Source organism: Pseudomonas sp. GW821-FHT07E12, from assembly GCF_058986605.1.
Genome location: NZ_JBYSVX010000023.1, coordinates 51,638 through 72,234, shown reverse-complemented (window position 1 = coordinate 72,234; position 20,597 = coordinate 51,638). Strand labels below are relative to the sequence as shown.

At 63.2% G+C, this 20,597-nt stretch carries 14 protein-coding genes and 1 pseudogene; 9 read left to right on the top strand and 6 right to left on the bottom strand.

Features of this window, described 5'->3' with window-relative positions:
- Positions 1-306: pseudogene (locus AC3WJE_RS13595) on the top strand (hypothetical protein); the annotation flags it as partial.
- A 40-nt stretch (positions 307-346) separates the two neighbouring features.
- On the opposite strand, the gene AC3WJE_RS13590 reads toward AC3WJE_RS13595, so the two are convergent.
- Positions 347-1,444, bottom strand: coding sequence for a LacI family DNA-binding transcriptional regulator (locus AC3WJE_RS13590; protein WP_493731345.1), 1,098 nt, complete (start codon positions 1,442-1,444; stop codon positions 347-349).
- A gap of 323 nt (positions 1,445-1,767) precedes the next feature.
- Between AC3WJE_RS13590 and AC3WJE_RS13585 the strand changes: the two genes are divergently transcribed.
- The 7 genes from AC3WJE_RS13585 (at position 1,768) to AC3WJE_RS13555 (ending at position 16,914) form a co-directional block, all read left to right on the top strand.
- Complete coding sequence (locus AC3WJE_RS13585) at positions 1,768-3,954, top strand: alpha-glucuronidase family glycosyl hydrolase (RefSeq protein ID WP_493731344.1); 2,187 nt, start codon at positions 1,768-1,770, stop codon at positions 3,952-3,954.
- 191 nt (positions 3,955-4,145) lie between these two features.
- Positions 4,146-6,074, top strand: coding sequence for a sialate O-acetylesterase (locus tag AC3WJE_RS13580; RefSeq protein ID WP_493731343.1), 1,929 nt, complete (start codon positions 4,146-4,148; stop codon positions 6,072-6,074).
- Positions 6,075-6,103: 29 nt separating this feature from the next.
- Positions 6,104-7,360 (top strand): D-mannonate dehydratase ManD, encoded by a 1,257-nt coding sequence (gene manD, locus AC3WJE_RS13575; protein WP_493731342.1) that lies wholly within the window; start codon positions 6,104-6,106, stop codon positions 7,358-7,360.
- Positions 7,361-7,535: 175 nt separating this feature from the next.
- A complete protein-coding gene (locus AC3WJE_RS13570; RefSeq protein WP_493731341.1) occupies positions 7,536-9,170 on the top strand; it encodes a glycoside hydrolase family 43 protein in 1,635 nt (544 codons plus the stop codon).
- Between the two features lie 22 nt (positions 9,171-9,192).
- Positions 9,193-11,931: a glycoside hydrolase family 3 C-terminal domain-containing protein gene (locus tag AC3WJE_RS13565; protein WP_493731340.1), complete on the top strand. Its 2,739-nt coding sequence runs from the start codon at positions 9,193-9,195 to the stop codon at positions 11,929-11,931.
- Positions 11,932-12,150: 219 nt separating this feature from the next.
- Complete coding sequence (locus AC3WJE_RS13560) at positions 12,151-13,611, top strand: mannitol dehydrogenase family protein (protein WP_493731339.1); 1,461 nt, start codon at positions 12,151-12,153, stop codon at positions 13,609-13,611.
- 216 nt (positions 13,612-13,827) lie between these two features.
- A complete protein-coding gene (locus AC3WJE_RS13555; protein ID WP_493731338.1) occupies positions 13,828-16,914 on the top strand; it encodes a TonB-dependent receptor in 3,087 nt (1,028 codons plus the stop codon).
- A 112-nt stretch (positions 16,915-17,026) separates the two neighbouring features.
- Here the strand turns inward: AC3WJE_RS13555 and AC3WJE_RS13550 are convergent, their stop codons facing one another.
- Together AC3WJE_RS13550 and AC3WJE_RS13545 are read right to left on the bottom strand one after the other, a co-directional pair.
- On the bottom strand, positions 17,027-17,509 hold the full coding sequence (locus tag AC3WJE_RS13550) for a tetratricopeptide repeat protein (RefSeq protein WP_493731337.1): 483 nt from the start codon (positions 17,507-17,509) through the stop codon (positions 17,027-17,029).
- Positions 17,506-17,736 carry a hypothetical protein gene (locus AC3WJE_RS13545; protein ID WP_493731336.1) on the bottom strand — a complete coding sequence of 77 codons (231 nt, stop codon included), beginning with the start codon at positions 17,734-17,736 and terminating at the stop codon, positions 17,506-17,508. Before AC3WJE_RS13545 ends, AC3WJE_RS13550 begins: the two co-directional genes overlap by 4 nt.
- Positions 17,737-18,001: 265 nt before the next feature.
- On the opposite strand from AC3WJE_RS13545, the gene AC3WJE_RS13540 reads away from it, so the two are divergent.
- The gene (locus AC3WJE_RS13540) at positions 18,002-18,241 is read left to right on the top strand and encodes a hypothetical protein (RefSeq protein WP_493731335.1); all 240 of its coding nucleotides are present in this window, start codon (positions 18,002-18,004) and stop codon (positions 18,239-18,241) included.
- 221 nt (positions 18,242-18,462) lie between these two features.
- Here the strand turns inward: AC3WJE_RS13540 and AC3WJE_RS13535 are convergent, their stop codons facing one another.
- The 3 genes from AC3WJE_RS13535 to AC3WJE_RS13525 all read right to left on the bottom strand — a co-directional run bounded on the left by AC3WJE_RS13535 (position 18,463) and on the right by AC3WJE_RS13525 (position 20,479).
- Positions 18,463-18,663 carry a hypothetical protein gene (locus tag AC3WJE_RS13535; RefSeq protein ID WP_493731334.1) on the bottom strand — a complete coding sequence of 67 codons (201 nt, stop codon included), beginning with the start codon at positions 18,661-18,663 and terminating at the stop codon, positions 18,463-18,465.
- A gap of 341 nt (positions 18,664-19,004) precedes the next feature.
- Positions 19,005-19,577, bottom strand: coding sequence for an RHS repeat domain-containing protein (locus tag AC3WJE_RS13530; RefSeq protein WP_493731333.1), 573 nt, complete (start codon positions 19,575-19,577; stop codon positions 19,005-19,007).
- A gap of 644 nt (positions 19,578-20,221) precedes the next feature.
- On the bottom strand, positions 20,222-20,479 hold the full coding sequence (locus AC3WJE_RS13525; RefSeq protein ID WP_493731332.1) for a hypothetical protein: 258 nt from the start codon (positions 20,477-20,479) through the stop codon (positions 20,222-20,224).
- Between the last annotated feature and the right edge of the window lie 118 nt (positions 20,480-20,597).

The window sequence follows — 20,597 nt, the reverse complement described above, 5'->3', positions numbered from 1 at the left end:
TTCGACGCCAAGCCGCGCCGTGAATCGACCGATCTGCAGGATCTGTTCATCGCCCACATCGGCGGCATGGACGCGTTTGCACGCGGTCTGGAAGTGGCTCACGCACTGCTGAAGCAGTCGCCGTGGGAAAGCTGGCGCGCCGAGCGCTATGCCAGCTTCGACGCCGGCACCGGCAAGGACTTCGTGGACGGCAAGCTGGATCTGGCCGCGCTGGCCAATCAGGCCCGTCAGGCCGGTGAGCCCAAGCAGGTCAGCGGGCGTCAGGAGGCTTACGAGAACTTGTTGAATCAGTACCTGTTGCGCTGACGCGTTGCCCGGTAGGAGCGGCGTCAGCCGAGAAGAGGCTTTACCGGGAACGCTTCTTCGCGGCTAAAGCCGCTCCTACCGGGCGTTTCTGCGGCGGTGCTACCGAATCACGCTGTACCAGCTGATGGGCCACTACATGATCGAACACCGTCCGCGTCACCCGTCCCCTGTCGCGAATCTCGCGCAGCAGCAGCTCGATCGCCGCATCGGCCATCGCGGCGATCGGTTGGTGGACGGTGGTCAGTTCGGGCCAGACCGCAGTGGCAGTCGAGGTGTCGTCGAAACCGACCACCGACAGATCGCGTGGCACCTCCAACCCTTGCCGATGCGCGACCGACACGGCGGCCGAAGCCATGTCGTCATTGCTGGCGAAAATCGCGGTCGGCGCCGGGCTGACCGCGAGCAGTTTTTCGGCGGCGGCCAATCCCGAGCGATAGGTGTAATCGCCGTATTCGACCAGCGCCGGGTCGAACGCCAATCCGGCCTCGTCGAGCGCGGCACGAAACCCCTCAAAGCGACGCAGGCTCGCGCTGAGGTTGCGATGGCCGTGGATAAAACCGATCCGGGTGTGGCCCTGCGCGATCAGATGTGCGGTGATCTCCATCGCGGCGCGGTACTCGTCGATGCGCACGCACGACACCTGCCGGTTGAAGCGGCCGGAGGCGATCGACACCACCGGGATCTTGGCCTTGACCAGTTCCAGCACCGCCGGCTCGGATTCGCACAGTGGCGGCGGCAGGATCACGCCGGCCACGTTCTTGGCCAGCGCGCGCGCGGCCTTGCGCTCGGCCTCGGGGCTGAGCCCGTCCCAGTAGTCGATCACCAGCTGGATCGAGGTATGCGAGACCGCGCGCAGCACGCCGAGCAGCAGTTCGCGCAGGTAGGCGCCGCTGGGATCGGTGTGGATCAGCGCGATGCGGGTGCTTTGCGCGGCGGCCAGCGCGCTGGCGGCGAGATTGGGCTTGTAGCCGAGCTTCTTGATCGCGGCCAGCACCTGTTCGCGGGTGGATTCGCGCACGTTGCCCTTGCCGTTGACCACGCGCGAGACCGTCATCGGCGACACCTTGATCGATGCCGCGACCTCATCGATGGTGACGGCCTGGCCCTTGCGACGGATCGATTTGCGGGTCTTTTCCAAACGCGTTTCCTTTCCCTGACAGACTCCCGCCGGAACCACTCGGCAGGCGGCGACATGCGCGACACCCGGCCATACAACGCGAGTGCGTACGGCCAGCGTCTTGCTCGGTCCATGGTAGCGGTAACCCGTCACGGCGGCGACAACCTTGGGGCGGTCGACAAGATCCGTCATCCGCGCGTGGGCGAAGACCCGGTCCCATGGTCTTTCCCCGGCGCAAGTCGCTGGGTCCCCGCCCCCGCCTTCGCTGGGGGCAGGCTCTGCGCGGGGACGACGGCAAGGGGTCTGCCAGTGCTGTGCGGTCCTGCACCGAGGGGGAGCGGACGATGACCGGCTTCGGGGCGATCCGGGGCATGGGCTCGCACGCCCGCCGATGGCTCGGCCATGGGCTGCTGCTCATCGCGCTGGGGCTGCTTGCCCCGGCACTGCATGCCGAGGATGGCTATGCGCTGTGGCTGCGCTACGTGCCAACGGGCGACACCGCCGCCGGGCAAGTCACCGCGTTGGTGGCGCCCGCCGTCACGCCGACCCAGCAGGCTACCCGCGCGGAACTGTTGCGCGGGCTGTCGGGCCTGCTCGGTGCGCAACCGCCGCTGCTCGACCGGCCCGATCGCGACGACGCGCTGGTGGTCGGCACGCCCACGTCCTCACCGTTGCTGGCGACGTTGAAATCCGAGCTGGCCGGACTTGGTCGCGACGGTTACCTGATCCGCAGCATGCGTGTGGATGGTCACGCCGCCACGGTGATCGCCGCCAACGACGACATCGGTGCGCTGTACGGCGCCTTCCATCTGCTGCGCCTGCTGCAGACCGGCCAGTCGCTGGCATCGCTGGACCTGCGCGAGACGCCGCGGATCAAGCTGCGCGTGCTCGATCACTGGGACAACCTGGATCGCCATGTCGAGCGTGGCTACGCCGGCGAATCGATCTGGGACTGGCACAAGCTGCCGGACTGGCTGGACCCGCGCTACACCGACTATGCCCGCGCCAATGCCTCGATCGGTATCAACGGTGCGGTGCTCAACAACGTCAACGCCAGCGCACAGAGCCTGACCCCGATGTATCTGGAGAAGGCCGCGGCGCTGGCCGGGGTGCTGCGTCCCTACGGGATCCGCGTCTATCTCAGCGCGCGCTTCAGTGCGCCGATCGAAATCGGCGGGCTGAAGAGCGCCGATCCGCTCGACCCGGCGGTGCGGCGTTGGTGGCAGGCCAAGGCCGACGAGATCTATCGGCTGATCCCGGATTTCGGCGGCTTCCTGGTCAAGGCCAATTCCGAGGGCCAGCCCGGCCCGCAGGACTACGGCCGCTCGCACGCCGACGGCGCCAACATGCTGGCCGATGCGCTCGCGCCGCATGGCGGCGTGGTGATGTGGCGCGCCTTCGTCTATTCGCACGAGCAACCGGACGACCGTGCCAAGCAGGCCTACGACGAGTTCAAACCGTTGGACGGGAAGTTCCGCGACAACGTGCTGGTGCAGGTGAAGAATGGCGCGATCGATTTCCAGCCGCGCGAGCCGTTCCATCCATTGTTCGGGGCGATGCCGAACACGTCGTTGATGATGGAATTCCAGATCACCAAGGAGTACCTCGGCTTCGCCACCCACCTGGCCTACCTGGCGCCGCTGTACGAAGAGACGTTGAAGTCCGACACCTACGCACGCGGGCCGGGCTCGACGGTGGCGAAAGTGGTGGACGGCTCGCTCGAAGGGCATGCACTGACCGGCATCGCGGGTGTCGCCAACATCGGCAGCGATCGCAACTGGAGCGGCTCGGACTTCGATCAGGCCAACTGGTATGCGTTCGGCCGGCTGGCGTGGAATCCCGATGCCGGCGCGCGCGCAATCGCCGACGACTGGGTACGGATGACCTTCTCCAATGACCCGGCCGTGGTCGCGCCGGTGGTGGCGATGATGATGGGCTCGCGCGAGGCGGTGGTGGACTACATGACGCCGCTCGGCCTGCATCACCTGATGGGGCGCGGCCATCACTACGGCCCGGCGCCATGGGTATCGGGCGGGCCGCGCGCGGACTGGACTTCGGTCTACTACCATCGCGCTGATCGCAACGGCATCGGCTTCGACCGCAGTGCCAGCGGCAGCAACGCGGTGGCGCAGTATGCGGCGCCGGTTGCCGCGCGCTTCGGCGACATCAACACGGTGCCGGAGGACTTGCTGCTCTGGTTCCATCACGTGCCGTGGGATCACCGGATGGCCTCCGGCCGCACGTTGTGGGACGAACTGGTGCTGCGCTATGACCACGGCGTCGATTACGTCAGTTCGATGCGCCGCACCTGGGACGGGTTGGCCGGGCGCATCGATCCGCAACGGCATGCGCAGGTGGCCGCGTTCCTGGCGATCCAGGAGAAGGAAGCGCGCTGGTGGCGTGATGCCAGCATCGCCTACTTCCAGACCTTCTCGCGGCGACCGCTGCCGGCCGGCGCCGCACCGCCGGCGCACTCGCTGGATTACTACGAATCGCTGGAATTTCCTTTTGCTCCGGGGGATGGGAAATGAGTCTGGGTGGATTGATTGGAATGCGCCGCGTGGGTGGGTGGCCGATTTGTACCCAAGAGCCCTCAGCAGGAACCGTCATTCCCGCTTTCGCGGGAATGACGAGTGTGAGCGCGCCTCGAGAGGGCTCCCAAGATCGCAGGCACGCTTCGCGCGAAAGTCGCTGGGTCCCCGCCTTCGCGGGGACGACGGTGATGGGGCTGTTGGTGGCCTTGATGCTGGCGGTACCGGCCGCTCACGCGCAGGACGCTACGCCGCCACTGCTGCACGCGCTGTTCCAGGACCACGTGGTATTGCAGCGCGACCAGCCGATTCCGGTGTGGGGTCGCGCGACGCCCGGCCAGCCGGTGCAGATCGAGTTCGCTGGCAAGCGCGTAAATGCGCGCGCCGACAGCGACGGCCGCTGGCAGGCAAAACTGCCGGCACAGCATGCAGGCGGCCCGTACACGCTCACCGTCACTGCCGGCACAGCCAGCCAGCGCATCGAGGACGTGCTGGTCGGCGATGTCTGGCTGTGCAGCGGCCAGTCCAACATGGAGCTGCAGGTGCATCGCACGCTCAATGCGCGCTCGGAGATCGCTGGCGCCGCCAACGACCGCATCCGCCTGTTGGCGGTGCCACAAGCCCCGCGACCGGCGCCACAGACCGACTTCGCCACCCCGGTGCAGTGGCGGCCGGCCACCTCGCAATACGTAAGCGACTTCTCCGCCGCCTGCTACTACTTCGCACGCGAACTGCAGAAGACCGTGGACGTGCCGATGGGCCTGATCAATGCCTCGCTCGGCGGTTCGCGCATCGAGGCCTGGCTGAGCGATGGTGCCTTGCGCGGTGCCGGCAACTTCGGCGATGCGATCGATACGCTGGCGCTGTACGCACACGATCCGCAGGCTGCCAACGCGCGCTGGGGCGAGCACTGGGCAGCATGGTGGCAAGCGCTGCCCGATGTGGCGAAAGGCGACGAGCCCTGGAATCCGAGTGCAACCACCTCCGGCTGGCGCACCGCACCGGCGCAGCTCGGCGGCTATCAGCAATGGGGCGTGCCGGAACTGACCAGCTTCACCGGGATGTTGTGGTATCGCACCCGCGTGCACCTGGACGCGCAGCAGGCGGCACAGGCCACGACGCTGACGCTGGGTGCCGACGAGATCGACCAGACCTGGGTCAACGGGCGCGCGGTCGGCAGCGGCTATGGCGGCGGCGAGCGCATCTATTCGTTGCCGCGTGGACTGCTGCATGCCGGCGACAATCTGATCGCGGTCAACGTGCTCAATACCTATGCCGACGGCGGCCTCTCCAAGCCGGTCGCGCTGCGCCTGGACAATGGCGAGACGGTGCCGCTGGACGGCCGCTGGGAATACCGTCAAGTGCCGAAGCAGTTCGGCACGCCACCGCTGGCACCGTGGTTGTCCGCGTCCGGCAAGACCACGCTGTACAACGCGATGATTGCGCCGCTGGGCGATTACGGGTTGCGTGGTGCGCTGTGGTACCAGGGCGAGTCCAACGTCGGCGAGGCCGAGGCCTATCGCAGCTTGCTGCGTGCCTATCGCAGCGACCTGCGCCGGCAGTTCGGTGCCGGGTTGCCACTGCTGGTGGTGCAGTTGGCGAACTACGGCCCCGCACCGACGCATCCTCAGGAAAGCGGCTCGGCGGCGCTGCGCGAAGTGCAACGCCAGGTCGCCGCCGAGGATCCGCGCAGCGGGCTGGCGGTGGCCATCGACATCGGCGAGCGCGGCGACATCCATCCGGCCAACAAGCAGGATGTCGGTCGACGCCTGGCGCGCGCCGCGCGACACGTGATCTATGGCGAAGCGCTGGCGCCTTCCGGCCCGGTGCCGGCCTCGGTGCGGCGCGAAGGCGATACGGTCGTGGTCGCATTCGACGACATCGACGGCGCACTGGTCGCCTACGGCGCCTACGGCCCGGTCGGTTTCGAACTGTGCGGCGCGCAGGCCGGCAGCTGCCGCTATGCCAGCGCGCAGATCCGCGGCCGCGAGGTGCTGCTGCGAACAACTGATACGGCCAACGCCACGCGTGTGCGCTACGGCTGGGCCGACAGCCCCGTCGTCACCCTGTACGACGGCACCGGCCTGCCCGCCGGGCCGTTCGAGATCGCCATCCCCTGACTTCGATCAAGACTCTGATGACCATCACGATGAGCACTCAATCCGTCACCGAAACCACCACCCATGGCGCCTCGCGCGAACGCGAGATCGTCGATGCCAAGGTCATCGTCACCTGCCCGGGCCGCAACTTCGTCACGCTCAAGATCACCACGCGCTCAGGCGTGTACGGGCTGGGCGACGCCACCCTCAACGGCCGCGAGCTGGCGGTCGCGGCGTACCTGCAGGAACACGTGGTGCCCAACCTGATCGGCCGCGACGCCGGCCGCATCGAGGACATGTGGCAGTTCCTGCATCGCGGCGCGTACTGGCGGCGCGGCCCGGTGACGATGAGCGCGATCGCCGCGGTCGACGTGGCGCTGTGGGACATCCTCGGCAAGATGGCCGGATTGCCGATCTACCAGTTGCTCGGCGGCCGCTCGCGCGAAGGTGCGCTGGTGTACGGCCACGCCAACGGCCGCGATATCGCCGAGGCCTCCGACGCAGTCGGTGGTTTCATCGAACAGGGTTTCCTCGCAGTGCGCGCGCAATGTGGCGTGCCGGGCGTAAAAAAGGCTTATGGCGTGTCCAACGCGCGCGGTTACGAGCCGGCCGAGAGCGAGTTGCCGCTGGAGACGGTGTGGAACACGCCGCGCTATCTGGAGACGGCACCAAGGCTGTTCGAGCAGTTGCGCAAGGACCACGGCAACGGCGTCGAGCTGCTGCACGATGTGCACCATCGCCTGACCCCGATCGAGGCCGCGCGCCTGGCCCGCGATCTGGAGCCATATCGGTTGTTCTGGCTGGAAGATGCCACCCCGGCCGAGAACCAGAAGTCGTTCGAACTGATCCGCCAGCACTCGGTCACCGCACTGGCGGTCGGCGAGGTGTTCAACTCGATCTGGGACTGCAAGCACCTGATCGAGAACCAGCTGATCGATTACATCCGCACCACCATCGTGCACGGCGGTGGCATCACCCACGTGCGCCGGCTGGCCGATTTCGCCGCGCTGCATCAGGTGCGCACCGGCTTCCACGGCGCCACCGACCTGTCACCGGTGACGATGGGCGCAGCGCTGCACTTCGACACCTGGGTGCCGAACTTCGGCATCCAGGAATACATGTTCCACAGCGACGAGACCGACGCGGTGTTCCCGCACGACTATGTGCTGCGCGCCGGTCGTCTGCACGTGGGCGACACGCCGGGACATGGCGTGGATATCGATGAGAAGCTCGCCGCGAAGTACCCGTACTCGCCCAAGCAGTTGCCGATCGCGCGCCTGGAAGACGGCGCGATGTGGGATTGGTGAGGCGGTGGAGATGAGGCGACTTCGAACGTTCTTTTCGTCGTTCCCGCGCAGGCGGGAAGCGCTTTACAGCGGCCCGAAGGGCCGATCACCCAGCAACTTCATGTCGTGCGGCAGAAGCAAAGTCCCTGGGTGCCCGTCTGCGCAGGGACGATGGCGGCAAGGTTTCCTGCTTGCCTTGCTGTCCGCCTCCGCCTCCGCGCAATCGCCGGTGCACTTCGACTGGTTCGAGTACACCGGCCACGACACCGCCTTCGAAGCTCCGCTGCCTGCCGGCCACTACCGCAACCCGGTACTGGCCGGCTTCCACGCCGATCCCAGCGTGGTCGCGGCGAATGGCAAGTTCTATCTGGTCAATTCCAGCTTCACCTACTTCCCCGGCATCCCGGTGTTCGAGAGCACCGACCTGGTCCACTGGACGCAGATCGGCAACGTCATCGACCGCCCCACGCAACTGGATTTCGATGGCCTCGGTGTCTCGCGCGGCATCTTCGCGCCGGCGATCTCGCATCACGACGGCCTCTTCTACGTGGTCACCACGGCGGTCGACAGCGGTGGCAACTTCATCGCCACCGCGACCGATCCGGCCGGACCGTGGTCGGATCCGCACTGGCTGCCGAGCATCGGCGGCATCGACCCATCGCTGTTCTTCGACGATGACGGCAAGGTCTATCTCGTCAACAACGACGCCCCCGAAGGCACGCCACGCTACGACGGCCATCGCGCGATCTGGATGCAGCAGATCGACCTCGCCCGCTTCCAACCGCTCGGGCCGCGCAAGGTGTTGATCGATGGCGGTGTCGAGCCAGCCAGGAACCCGATCTGGATCGAAGGCCCGCACCTGTACAAGCGCGACGGCTGGTACTACCTGTCCGATGCCGAGGGCGGCACCGGGCCGAATCATTCGCAGGTGGTGCTGCGTAGCCGCAAGGTGTGGGGGTCGTATCAGCCTTACGCACACAACCCGATCCTGACCCAGCGCGACCTGCCCGCCGAGCGTGCGTTGCCGGTCACCAACGCCGGTCACGCCGACCTCGTCGAAGGTCCGGATGGACGCTGGTGGGCCGTGTTCCTCGCCAGCCGCACCTACGATCGCATCCACTACAACACCGGCCGCGAGACCTGGCTGCTGCCGGTGGAATGGAAGGACGGCTGGCCGGTGATCCTCGACGCCGGCAGCACGATTCCCTACAGCGCGCCCGGCCCGTCCTATCTGCAAACCGGCCTCGATCAGGCGCCGAACACCGGCAACTTCACCTGGCGCGACGAGTTCGACGCGACCACGCCCGGTCGCGAATGGCTGTACCTGCGTGTGCCCAAACACGCCTGGGCCGATCTGCACACGCGACCGGGCCAGCTGACGATCCATCCGCTGCCCGAAGGCCTGGACACACCGCGTAATCCCTCGTTCCTGGCGCGGTGCCAGCAGCATATTTCGTTCACCGCCAGCACCGCGTTGGAGCTTCCCGAAATCGGCACTGTCGCAGGGCTGGCCGCGTTCCAGAACGAACAGCATTGGTACTTCCTCGGCGTGCGCCGTCACGGCGACGGTGCCGAGTTGTTCCTGGAAAAACGCGGTGGCGGAGCGGCGACCCACGTGATCGCCTCACGCACACTCGGCTCGATCAGGACACTGAAGTTGAAGATCACCGGTAACGGCGGCGACTACGCTTTCGGCTTCGATGCCGGTGACGGCCGCGGCTGGCAATGGCTGGCGCGGAACCAAGATGGCACCGTACTCAGCACCGAAGTTGCCGGCGGCTTCGTCGGTGCGATGATTGGGCCGTACGCCCGCGACGAACGTTCTCAGTAACGTCATCCACAAGGACAGACAGATGCGAGTGCAGACCGGCCCTACCCTCTCGACGACCGCCCACGGCGCGCGGCGCACTCGCAGTCTCGCGCGGCACTGCAGCATCGCCCTGTTGGCCATGCTGCCGCTGGGACTGGCAGCGGCGGACACCTCCGCGCCGTGGCTCGACACCCAACGCAGCTTCGACGAACGCGCCGCCGCGCTGGTATCGCGGATGACGCTGGAAGAAAAAGCCGCGCAGATGCAGAACGATGCACCGGCGATCGAGCGCCTCGGCGTGCCGGCCTACGACTGGTGGAACGAGGCGCTGCACGGCGTCGCCCGCGCCGGCGGTGCGACCGTGTTCCCGCAGGCGATCGGCATGGCCGCGACCTTCGACGTGCCACTGATAGGCCAGGTCGCCGATGCGATCAGCGACGAAGCCCGCGCCAAGCACGCGCATTTCGTCGCCGAGGGCCAGCATGGCCGCTATCAAGGCCTGACCTTCTGGTCGCCAAACATCAACATCTTCCGCGACCCGCGCTGGGGCCGGGGTCAGGAGACCTACGGCGAGGATCCCTACCTGACCGCGCAGCTCGGCGTGGCATTCGTGCATGGTCTGCAAGGCAACGACCCGAAATACCGCAAGCTCGACGCCACCGCCAAGCACTTCGCCGTGCACAGCGGCCCGGAAGCCGATCGCCATCACTTCGACGTACACCCGAGCAAACGCGATCTCTACGACACCTACCTGCCTGCGTTCGAGGCGCTGGTGAAGCAAGGCAACGTCGATGCGGTGATGGGCGCCTACAACCGCGTCTACGGCGAATCGGCCAGCGCCAGCAAGTTCCTGTTGCACGACGTGCTGCGCGACAGCTGGGGCTTCAAGGGCTACGTCGTGTCCGACTGCTGGGCGATCGTCGACATCTGGAAGAACCACAAGATCGTCGCCACCCCCGAGGAAGCTGCCGCGCTGGCGGTGAAGAACGGTACCCAGCTCGATTGCGGCAACACCTATGCGCCGTCGATTCCGATTGCCGTGCACAAGGGCCTGCTCGCCGAGGCCGAGGTCGACAAGGCGGTCACGCAGTTGTTCGCGGCACGCATGCGCCTGGGCATGTTCGATCCGCCGCAGGACGTGCGCTGGTCGCGGATTCCGTATCCGGTCAACCAGTCGCCGCAGCACGACGCCCTGGCGCGCAAGGTCGCGCAGGAATCGATCGTATTGCTGAAGAACGACGGCGTGCTGCCCTTGTCGCGCGACACCCGCCGCATCGCCGTGATCGGCCCCACCGCCGATGACACCATGGCGCTGCTCGGCAACTATTACGGCACGCCCGCCGCACCGGTGACGATCCTGCAAGGCATTCGCGAGGCGGCACCGCAGGCACAGGTGCTGTACGCACGCGGCGCCGATCTGGTCGAAGGCCGCGACGATCCCAACGCCACGCCGCTGATCGAGGCGCAATACCTGCGGCCTGGTCCGGGCTCGACCGAACGTGGCCTGCGCGGCGAATACTTCCGCAATCGCAGCCTGTCCGGCACGCCGACGCTGGTGCGGGTCGATTCGCAGATCGCCTTCAACTGGGATCGCGGCTCGCCGACCGACACGCTGCTGGCACGCGGCGAAGCCAGCGGCGAGCAGGCGCTGCCCAACGACAACTTCAGCATCCGCTGGAGCGGCCAACTGCTGCCGCCGGTGTCGGGCGACTATCGGATCGAGGCGGCGGCCAACGACGGCTTCCGCCTGTATCTGGACGGCAAGCTGCTGCTCGACCACTGGAGCGACAGCGCGCGCCTGCGTGCAGACAGCGCCCATGTGCGGCTCGAAGCGGGCCGCAGCTACGACATCAAACTGGAGTACTACGAAGCCGAACGCGATGCCGGCGTGCGTCTGGCCTGGGATCTGCCCGGCGCCAAACCGCCGTTCGAGGAAGCGCTGGAGACCGCGCGCAAGTCCGATGTCGTGGTTTTTGTCGGTGGCCTGACCGGCGACGTCGAAGGCGAGGAGATGACGGTCAACTATCCCGGCTTCGCGGGGGGCGATCGCACCGACATCCACCTGCCCGCCACCCAGCAGAAGTTGCTGGAGGCACTGCACGCCACAGGCAAACCGGTGGTGCTGGTGCTCACCACCGGCTCGGCGCTGGGCGTGGACTGGGCCAAGGCCAACCTGCCGGCAGTCCTGGTCGCGTGGTATCCCGGCCAGCGCGGCGGCAATGCCGTGGCTGACGTGTTGTTCGGCGATGCCAACCCTTCCGGGCGTCTACCGGTGACGTTCTACAAGGCCGACGAGAAACTGCCGGCGTTCGACGACTACGCGATGGCTGGTCGTACCTATCGCTACTTCGGTGGCGAGCCGTTGTACCCGTTCGGGCATGGGTTGTCGTACACGACGTTCGATTATTCCGGGCTGAAGCTGGACCGCACGCATGTGGCGAAAGACGGCACGCTGCGCGCCACCGTCGAGGTACGCAACACCGGCACACGCGCCGGCGATGAAGTGGTGCAGCTGTATCTGCGTCCGCAATCGCCCAGCTCCGGTCAGGCGTTGAAGAACCTGCGCGGCGTCCAGCGCGTGCAGCTGCAGCCGGGTCAAACGCAACAAGTCACCTTCGAGCTGATACCTGCGAAAGCCCTTCGTCATTACGACGAGAAGGCTGGTGCCTATGTGGTCGATCCGGGTCGCTATGAAGTCCAGATCGGCGCATCCAGCTCGGACATCCGTGCACGCGCATCATTCGAGGTTGCTGCCGATAGCGGAGCCGCACACAACGATTGACCTGCTTACGACGATCAACCTGCATGGCAACTCTGTGGGAGGGACTTCAGTCCCGACGCTTGGCCGATAAAGCCTGTCGGGACTGAAGTCCCTCCCACAAGATCCTGCTCGTAGGGCCAGCGAGATAGCACCTTCCACATCCACCCGATCAGATCGTTGACTTGGCCGTTCTCGCGCATGCGAAAAGTGCCTACCTTTCACCCACTTCCCGCTACCGCGATGATCGCCCTGCCCTGCCTCTCCGACGCCACCCTCGCCACTCTGCCCACCGATATCGCCGCGCCCGCGTACGATCGCGGCAAGACCAGCATCGGTATCGTCCACTTCGGACCCGGCGCATTCCACCGCGCCCACCAGGCCGCGTACATCGACAAACTGCTGGCCGATGCGCCGGACTGGGCGATCAGCGCGGTGTCGCTGCACAGCGCCGGCGTGCGCGATGCACTACGCCCGCAGGACGGCCTGTACACGCTGGCCCTGCTCGGTGAGCACCCGCAACTGCGCGTGATCGGCGCGATCCGCGAAGTGCTGTGCGCACGCGACGAACAGAGCGCGGTGCTGGCGCGCCTGGCCGATCCCGGCGTGCGCCTTGTAACACTGACCATCACCGAGAAGGGTTACTGCCTCTCCGCCGACGGTCTGGATTTCGCCCATCCCGACATCGTCCACGATCTCGCCACACCCGACACCCCGCGCAGCGCCATCGGCTATCTCGTCGCCGGCCTGCGCGTGCGCCACCGCCACGGCCTCAAGCCCTACACCGTGCTCAGCTGCGACAACCTGCCCGACAACGGTGGCAAGCTGCGTCGCGCCACGCTGCAGTACGCACACCGCATCGACCCGACGCTGGCCGCTTGGATCGAAAGCGAGGTCACCTTCCCCCGCTCGATGGTGGACAGCATCACCCCGGCCAGCGACGACGCCCTGCGCGAACGCGTGGCCGCACAACTCGGCCTGGTCGATGCATGGCCGATCCAGCGCGAGACCTATACGCAATGGGTGGTGGAGGATGCCTTCTGCAACGGCCGCCCTGCGCTGGACCGCGTCGGCGTGACCCTGAGCAACGACATCGCCGGCTACGACCGCGCCAAGCTGCGCCTGCTCAATGGCCCCCACTCCGCATTGGCCTATCTCGGCTCGTTGCTCAGCCTGGAAGCCGTCGCCGATGCGATGCGCCATCCACAACTGGCCCGCTTCGTCGAAACCCTGATGCGCGAGGACATCAGCCGCACGCTGCCGTCGATACCCGGCTTCGACGCACAGCGCTACATCGACGCCATTCTCCAGCGCTTCCGCAACCCCGCCATCCATCATCGGCTGTCGCAGATTGCCTGGGATGGCTCGCAGAAACTGCCCGTGCGTCTGCTCGGTACGATCGCCGATGCCCTGGCCATCGGCCACCGCATCGATCGGCTATGCCTGCCCGTGGCCGCATGGATGCTGTTCGTGCGCAGACAGACACTCGACGGCGTGGCGCTGGTCGATCCGCTGAATGAAGAACTGCGCGAACTGGGACGCAGCGCCACTGGCGACGCAGGCCACGACGTGGATGCGTTTCTGCAACTGGACGCGGTGTTCGCGACGTTGTCGGGCAATGTACGTTTCATCGAAGCCTTACGCGAGGCGTATGCCGCATTGGCAGATCCCGCGGCCATGGCGCTGGCGCTCACCACGAAGTAGATATCCACTCACGATCCATCACTGCTTTCGATAAACCTTATCTCTCGTCATTCCCGCGAAGCGCTTTTCGGCAGCAGAAAAAACCGGATTTTCCGATCACTCCAAGCCCGGCTTCCATAACTCCCCATCTGGTGTTAGCGTTAACATGCAGCGTCCGAAGTGGGGGACGTCTGTACACAACCTGTTCGAATTTCCGGTTTCTGGGAGGGAGCTGCGATGTCGAAGTATCGGGTCCGCACTGCGCGTGCGGGAGTGAAGTACTGCCTGTTTTCCGGGTCCGCCCGTTCCACGCTGGCACTTGGCGTGGCGTTGGCGATGAGCAGTGGGGGTGCCGGTGCGCAGGAGGCTGTCGATGCGCAGGACACCACCGATGAAAAAGTGGTCGACCTGCAGACCGTCACCGTCAAGGGCGTGCGCGGCAGCGTGATGCGCGCCCAGGAGATCAAGCAGGACGCCGAGCAGATCATCGATTCGGTCACCGCCGAGGACATCGGCGCACTGCCCGATCGCAGCGTCACCGAAACCCTCAAGCGCATCTCCGGCGTCACCGTCACCGGCTTCGGTGCGCGCGACGATACCGACCACTTCTCGGCAGAAGGCAGCGGCGTGATGATTCGCGGCCTGACCTTCGTGCGTGGTGAATTGAACGGCCGCGACGTGTTCAGTGCCAACGGTGGTCGTGGCTTGAGCTTCGAGGAAGTGCCTGCCGAACTGATGGCCGGCGTGGACGTGTACAAGAATCCCTCGGCCGAGATCATCGAGGGTGGCCTCGGCGGCACGGTCAACCTGCGCACGCGCAAGCCGTTCGACTATCCCGGCCGCAAGCTGGCCGGCAGCGCCGACTACAACCGCGGCGATCTGGCCAAGAAGGGCAGGCCGTCGGCCTCGTTCCTTTTCAGCGACCGCTGGCAGACCGGCATCGGCGAGATCGGCTTCCTGGCCAACCTCTCCTACTCGGAGATGTCGACCCGCTCGGACGGCATCCAGATCGAACCGTTCGATCGCCGCAAGCCGTCGGACGAAGCAGGGCAATTGGCGGCGGACGGCAGCACCTGGCTGCCACCGGAAGAAGTGACCAAGCTGCTGGTGGGCGACAGCGGTTTCGATACGGTGTACGTCCCGGCCGGCGTCAACTGGCGCCAGACCTACTTCGACCGCAAACGTCGTGGTGCCGCCTTCGCCGCGCAATGGCGGCCGAATGACGACACCGAGATCTATACCCAGTTCCTGACCTCCAGGTACCAGATGAGCTGGCGCGAGCACGCCATGTCCTTCGGCGGTTCCAGCGAGGCGGTGACCAGCGGGGGCGACGACACCAACACCATCATGCCGATGCCGGGCACCTCGTTCACCTACGATGCCAACGGCCGCTTCGTCAGCGGCACGATGCGATCGGGCATGTGGCCCTGGAACGATCTGTACGCGAACAGAGGCATCCAGTTCAACACCACCAACCGCTACAACACCCAGGACAACGAAACCACCGATCTTTCCGCCGGCTTCCGCCACTACCTCACCGACAAACTGATCCTGCGCGGTGACTTCCAGTACGTGAAGTCCAAGAACGACAACACCGACTTCAGCGTCTATGCCTCGACGCTGCTGGACGGAATCAACGTGGACCTGAGCGGCAAGTATCCCGCGCTCACCCTCACCGATACCGACGCGGTGCTGAAACAGGACACCTATTTCTGGCGTTCGGTGATGGACCACATCGCCCACAACACCGGCAACGAACGTGCCGGACGCGTGGACTTGGAGTACACCTTCGACGACAACAAGTGGCTGCGCCTGTTCCGCGTTGGCGCGCGCGTGGCCAGCCGCCATTACTCCAGCTACTCGACTTCGTGGAACTGGAAGGCGATCAGCGAGGCGTGGCACCCCGTGAATAATCCCGATCGCAACAACATTGCCTGGCTGGACCAGTACTTTCCCAGCGACTCGGAACTGTATTCGTTCGGCAACTTCTTCGACGGCAGCGTCAACGTTCCGACATCGTTGTGGTTCCCGGCGGCGCGCATGGTCAACATCGCCTACGCGGCCAACACCCTCGGCCCACTGTCCAACGAAGTGTCGGAAGGCACCGGCTGGTATCCGCTGACCTACACCCCCGCCAACGTCAATATCCAGGACGAACGCACCCGTGCCGCCTACGGCATCCTGTACTTCGACAACCAGGACACGCTCGGCGTGCCGGTGGACGGCAATGTCGGCGTGCGCGTGGTCAAGACCCGCGTGAACACGCTCGGTAGCGGCCGGATGCCAGACCTGTCCAACTGGGGTGACCAGGTCACCGACGAGGTCAAGGCCAAGTATGCCGGCCAGTACTTCGGCACCGACTCCAGCAACACCTATACCGACGTGCTGCCGAGCTTGAACGTGCGCCTGCGTTTCACCGAAGCCCTGCAGCTACGTTTCGCCGCCTCCCGCGCCATCGCCCGGCCGGAGTTCCGGTTGATGCAGGCATGGCTGCCGCTGAGCGTCTCGGTCTCCAACGCCTGCACCGTCGCCTACTCCGATGCCGTCGCGAGGGGGGACACACCGGTTCCCTGTGGCTTCAACGACCTGATCGATTTCAAGGGTTCGGGCGGCAACCCGGCATTGAAACCGATGCGCGCCAACCAGTACGACCTCGCGCTGGAGTGGTACTTCGGCCCGGCTGACAGCCTGTATGCCACCTTGTTCCACAAGGACGTGAAGGATTACTTCGCCAACATGGTCGGCTACGAGACCTACGACGGCGATGTGTATGCAGTCAGCCGCACCCGCAACCTCGACAAGGGCACGATCCGCGGTTTCGAAGTGGGCTATTCGCAGTTCTTCGACTCACTGCCAGGCTGGCTGAGCGGCTTCGGCGTGCAGGCCAACTTCACCTACGTGGATGCCAAGGGCGGCGCCAATGCCGAAGTCGACCCCTACGGCGCGCGCACGGTATCGGTGAAGCTGCCACTGGAAGGCCTGTCCAAGCGCTCGTACAACCTCACCGGCATCTACGAGAAGGACAAGCTCTCCTTCCGCCTGGCCTACAACTGGCGCTCGCGCTACCTGCTGACCTCCTACGACGTGATCACTACCCTGCCGACCTGGAACGAGGACTACGGCCAGCTCGACGGCTCGTTCTTCTACAACCTCAACAAGTACGTCCAGATCGGCCTGCAGGTGAACAACATCACCAAGACCGTCACCCACCTGACCACCGGCCCACGCCTGTACTCGGACGGCTACCTCGACACGACCGTGTACGACCGCTCCTGGTTCATGAATGACCGGCGTTACTCTGCGGTGGTGCGTGCTAGTTGGTGAGGTGTGTGGCGCGACTTGCTTCAAGCGGTAATGGGCACCGGTCCGCGCGAACAACCGCGCGAACCGGTGTGTGGCCATTGAGATGTTTCATGCAGGGAACGGCCGATCGTGGCTATGCACCTCTCCCAAATAGTTCTTCGAGCAAATTTTGTGCACCTTCAACACCTGCACTTGCGGCCAGCTTAAGGAGCTGCGCTGCGCGTTCTCGCTCCTGCGCAACTCCGTCTCCATAGAGCAGAGCGACCGCGTAACGATAAGTCGCTTCCGGATGCCCTTCTTCTGCTGCCATCGCAAACCACTTCGCCGCCTCAGAACGATCTTGAGGCACAAAGTCCCCGGTGTCGAAGTAAGTTCCCAATACAAACATTGCGGGGGCAAATCCCCCTTCCGCAGAGTCCAGAAGCATTCTCAAGCTCCTTGCCTCGAACTCAGCATCAGGCTCGGTATCGCAGCTGAAGGTCGATGCGAGAAAACAGGCTTCCGGATCTGATCGCTCCAGGAGTGGTTCGAGAACGGACCTCGCTTCATCGTATTGTCCGTCCTCCATGAGCCCCTTAGCCTTGGCGAGGACTTCAGCGGCGAAGATTTCGTTCATGAATCTGGATTCATGATCCTAGATCGAACCTCCAGCAACCCGCCACCACCATTTTGCTGCCCTTCTGGGATACTTCCTCCGGAAACGGAAACTCCAAAGCTCAATATATCTCCAACGCTCGGGATATGCTCAAATTCAATATCTCCACTTAAGTACCCCAAAGCACGACCATCGATTAAAATTACCGAAGAATCAAGGTGGATGCACATCATCTTGTAGGTACCCATGGAAGAAATAGATCTGAAGATTCGGCAACAATATCGCTCATATCGCAGCCCAATTTCCGACCAATGGAAATCATATCTTGAATAGCTTTAAGTCGGCCTTCCAGCCCACCTGAATGTGTCTGCCAGCTTGGCTCGCCATACATGCCTCCTTTGTCTCGCAAAATTTCTCTCATTTTCAACATAGGTGGCACGAGGATCCTCACTACCCCGACCATATCGGTTGTAATGGCGGCTATCTCCTTTTGTTATACTGACCTCCTATGGCGTGATCACCACCTTGCCAACCTGGAACGAGGGCTACGGCCAGCTCGACGGCTCGTTCTTCTACAACCTCAACAAATACCTGAAGCTCGGCCTGCAGGTGAACAACATCACCAAGACCGTCACTCACCTGACCACCGGCCCACGCCTGTACTCGGACGGCTACCTCGACACGACCGTGTACGACCGCTCCTGGTTCATGAATGACCGGCGTTACTCTGCGGTGGTGCGCGCTAGTTGGTGAGGTGTGAGGTTTGCCGGAAGTAGTGATGAGGCCGGCCCGCGCGATCGCTCGCGCGAGTTGGTCGTGGACAGGGATCAACTCGACATCTCGCACGGTAGAGCCCGACGGCGAGACTGCTTCCACACAGAAATTGCGGAGCCTCATTCCCACACATGGATGATCAGGATTTACTTCCGCCCGTAGATAGACCTAATACATAATATTCAAAAATTATCTAGCGATCAGACACGGAATATTACGACGTCCCCATCTCCTTCATGAGGATAATGTTTGTGCTCCCATTCTTGGTTTTCACCAATCTCGCTGACACACTCCAGCAAGAATTCCGCAAAATCACGAATTTCCTCCCTCGACATTTGTAAAGTCATTTCATCAAGACGTTTTGGAGCATCGTCTCTAGAAAATTTTCCGAAAATTATCATCAGTACTTCCTATGTTTTAACTGGTTATGGGCAAATTATCTCGCCGCCTAGCACTTCGAATATTTCGCATTGCAACATGTCCCCATGCTCACACCTCTCCCTAGCGACGGCACGAGCGAGCAGCGTGGCACCGCCGCAGATACTCGCACTGAATCCTCGGTTCCTAAGAAACTCCCGAACGCGACGCGTAAGTGATTCGGGGTCGGTCCCATGGCTATATGTTCCGTCCTCATTCACGACAATTTCCTTACATCCTTTCTCGCAGATATGGGCATGACGCTGTTGCCCTTCAACGTATGGATTATCGATACGCACTGTAGTTGGCCTACCACCGTCTAATTTCACCGTCTGGCCTGACTTGGCCAGGCCCAACGAATCCACCCATGCGAATGGCGCATTAGACACATAAGATAAAGCGAGAGTCCTCCGGCTAGACCGATAGGATCACTTTCAACATAGCGTCCAACTAACGGCTCAAAGTTTCGATAGTAGTTGTAATTTAACTTGCTAATTTCGTCATGACGCTGACCAGGGAGACGCATATCGAATATGAACTGCTTGCCGTCACCATCCGGATCCTCATTCGGCACCGTGTTACCGAACGCTTCACCACTCAGATCCCAGCGCCAGACCGGCACATCCCGAGCCGGATCTACCACCAAACGCGGGCTGCCCAGGTGATCGGGTTCCACGTAGTACAGCTGCCCATCGGCCAACAGACCGACTGGTTTGTCGTCCATCCAGATGGCCTGCTGCTTGGCCAAGCCTGAGACATCGTAGTCGCCGAGCCATTGGCCGCCTTCGTCATAGGCCGTCAGTGTCGCCTCGGTGTCCGGCCATCGGCGGACGCGCTCACCTTTGCCGTTGTAGGCGTAGTTCTGGGCGATGGCGCCGCCGAGTTTCACCTGGCTCATCCGGCCGCGCTCGTCGTACACGAATTCCCTGACACTGCCACCGATGCTAGCGGCGCTACCTATCGCATCGTAGGTCCGAGCAATGCCGGCCACCGAGATTAGTCTGCGCCTGTGACCAATCGCCGCTTAAGTTGCCCTATCGTATCAAAGGCATTCGCCAGGCGTTGTGCATCGTATGCATCCGACTCTTCCGCCATCCATAGCAACCAGTCGCTGACCGAATTAAGTTCCTCACATCCGAGTAGAGACCAACGATCGATGAAATATTGATCCCATAGCGCAGATCCCATAGGTCTATCGAGAGCCGAGACGATATTCCAGCATGCCAAATGATCCCTCCCTTCATCTCGTACCAATGACAAGAATGCCGGCAAGTAATATGCAAAACCCTGAGAATTCAGCTTGAAAACCAGATCAGGATTATCATTTAATATATGAAAATTTACATCCTCCCATCAAACTCCCTTTAATACATCAGCATCGCGAGATGCATCAGGATCCTTGTTCCCGCTATGCAGTAACTGTTCTGGCATGGATCTGTTGTAAAAAGCCCTTTCTATAACAACGAGTAGCTCCTTGACCTCCATTACATGCCTCCTATGAACTGACCGAATTTTACCACGTGCCGGCCTATTCATTCTTAATTATGAGTATCTATATCCATATAGGCCATAAGCCCGCTCGAAATATTTCACCAGCTCCTCAGCATTGTCGGCGTCATTCGCCACTATATCTCCCAGCGCTAATGTGAAAGGAATATCTTCGCCAGCCTCCTCTCTCATCGACTGAATCAATAAACTTCCATTAAATTCACTGCCGTAGATAATTTCATATGAATTATTTGAGAATGGCACTTCATCGCCAACTACGGGAATTCCTGCCAGATCCAGCTCTCCACTCACATTCGCGTATGCTTTGGAGGAAGATGAAAAGATCGAAAAATCTACATTAACTCTCATTAATTACTCTGGTGTATGCGGCGCGAATGGCAACTTAATCATCATTCCTTTCCCTGTCATA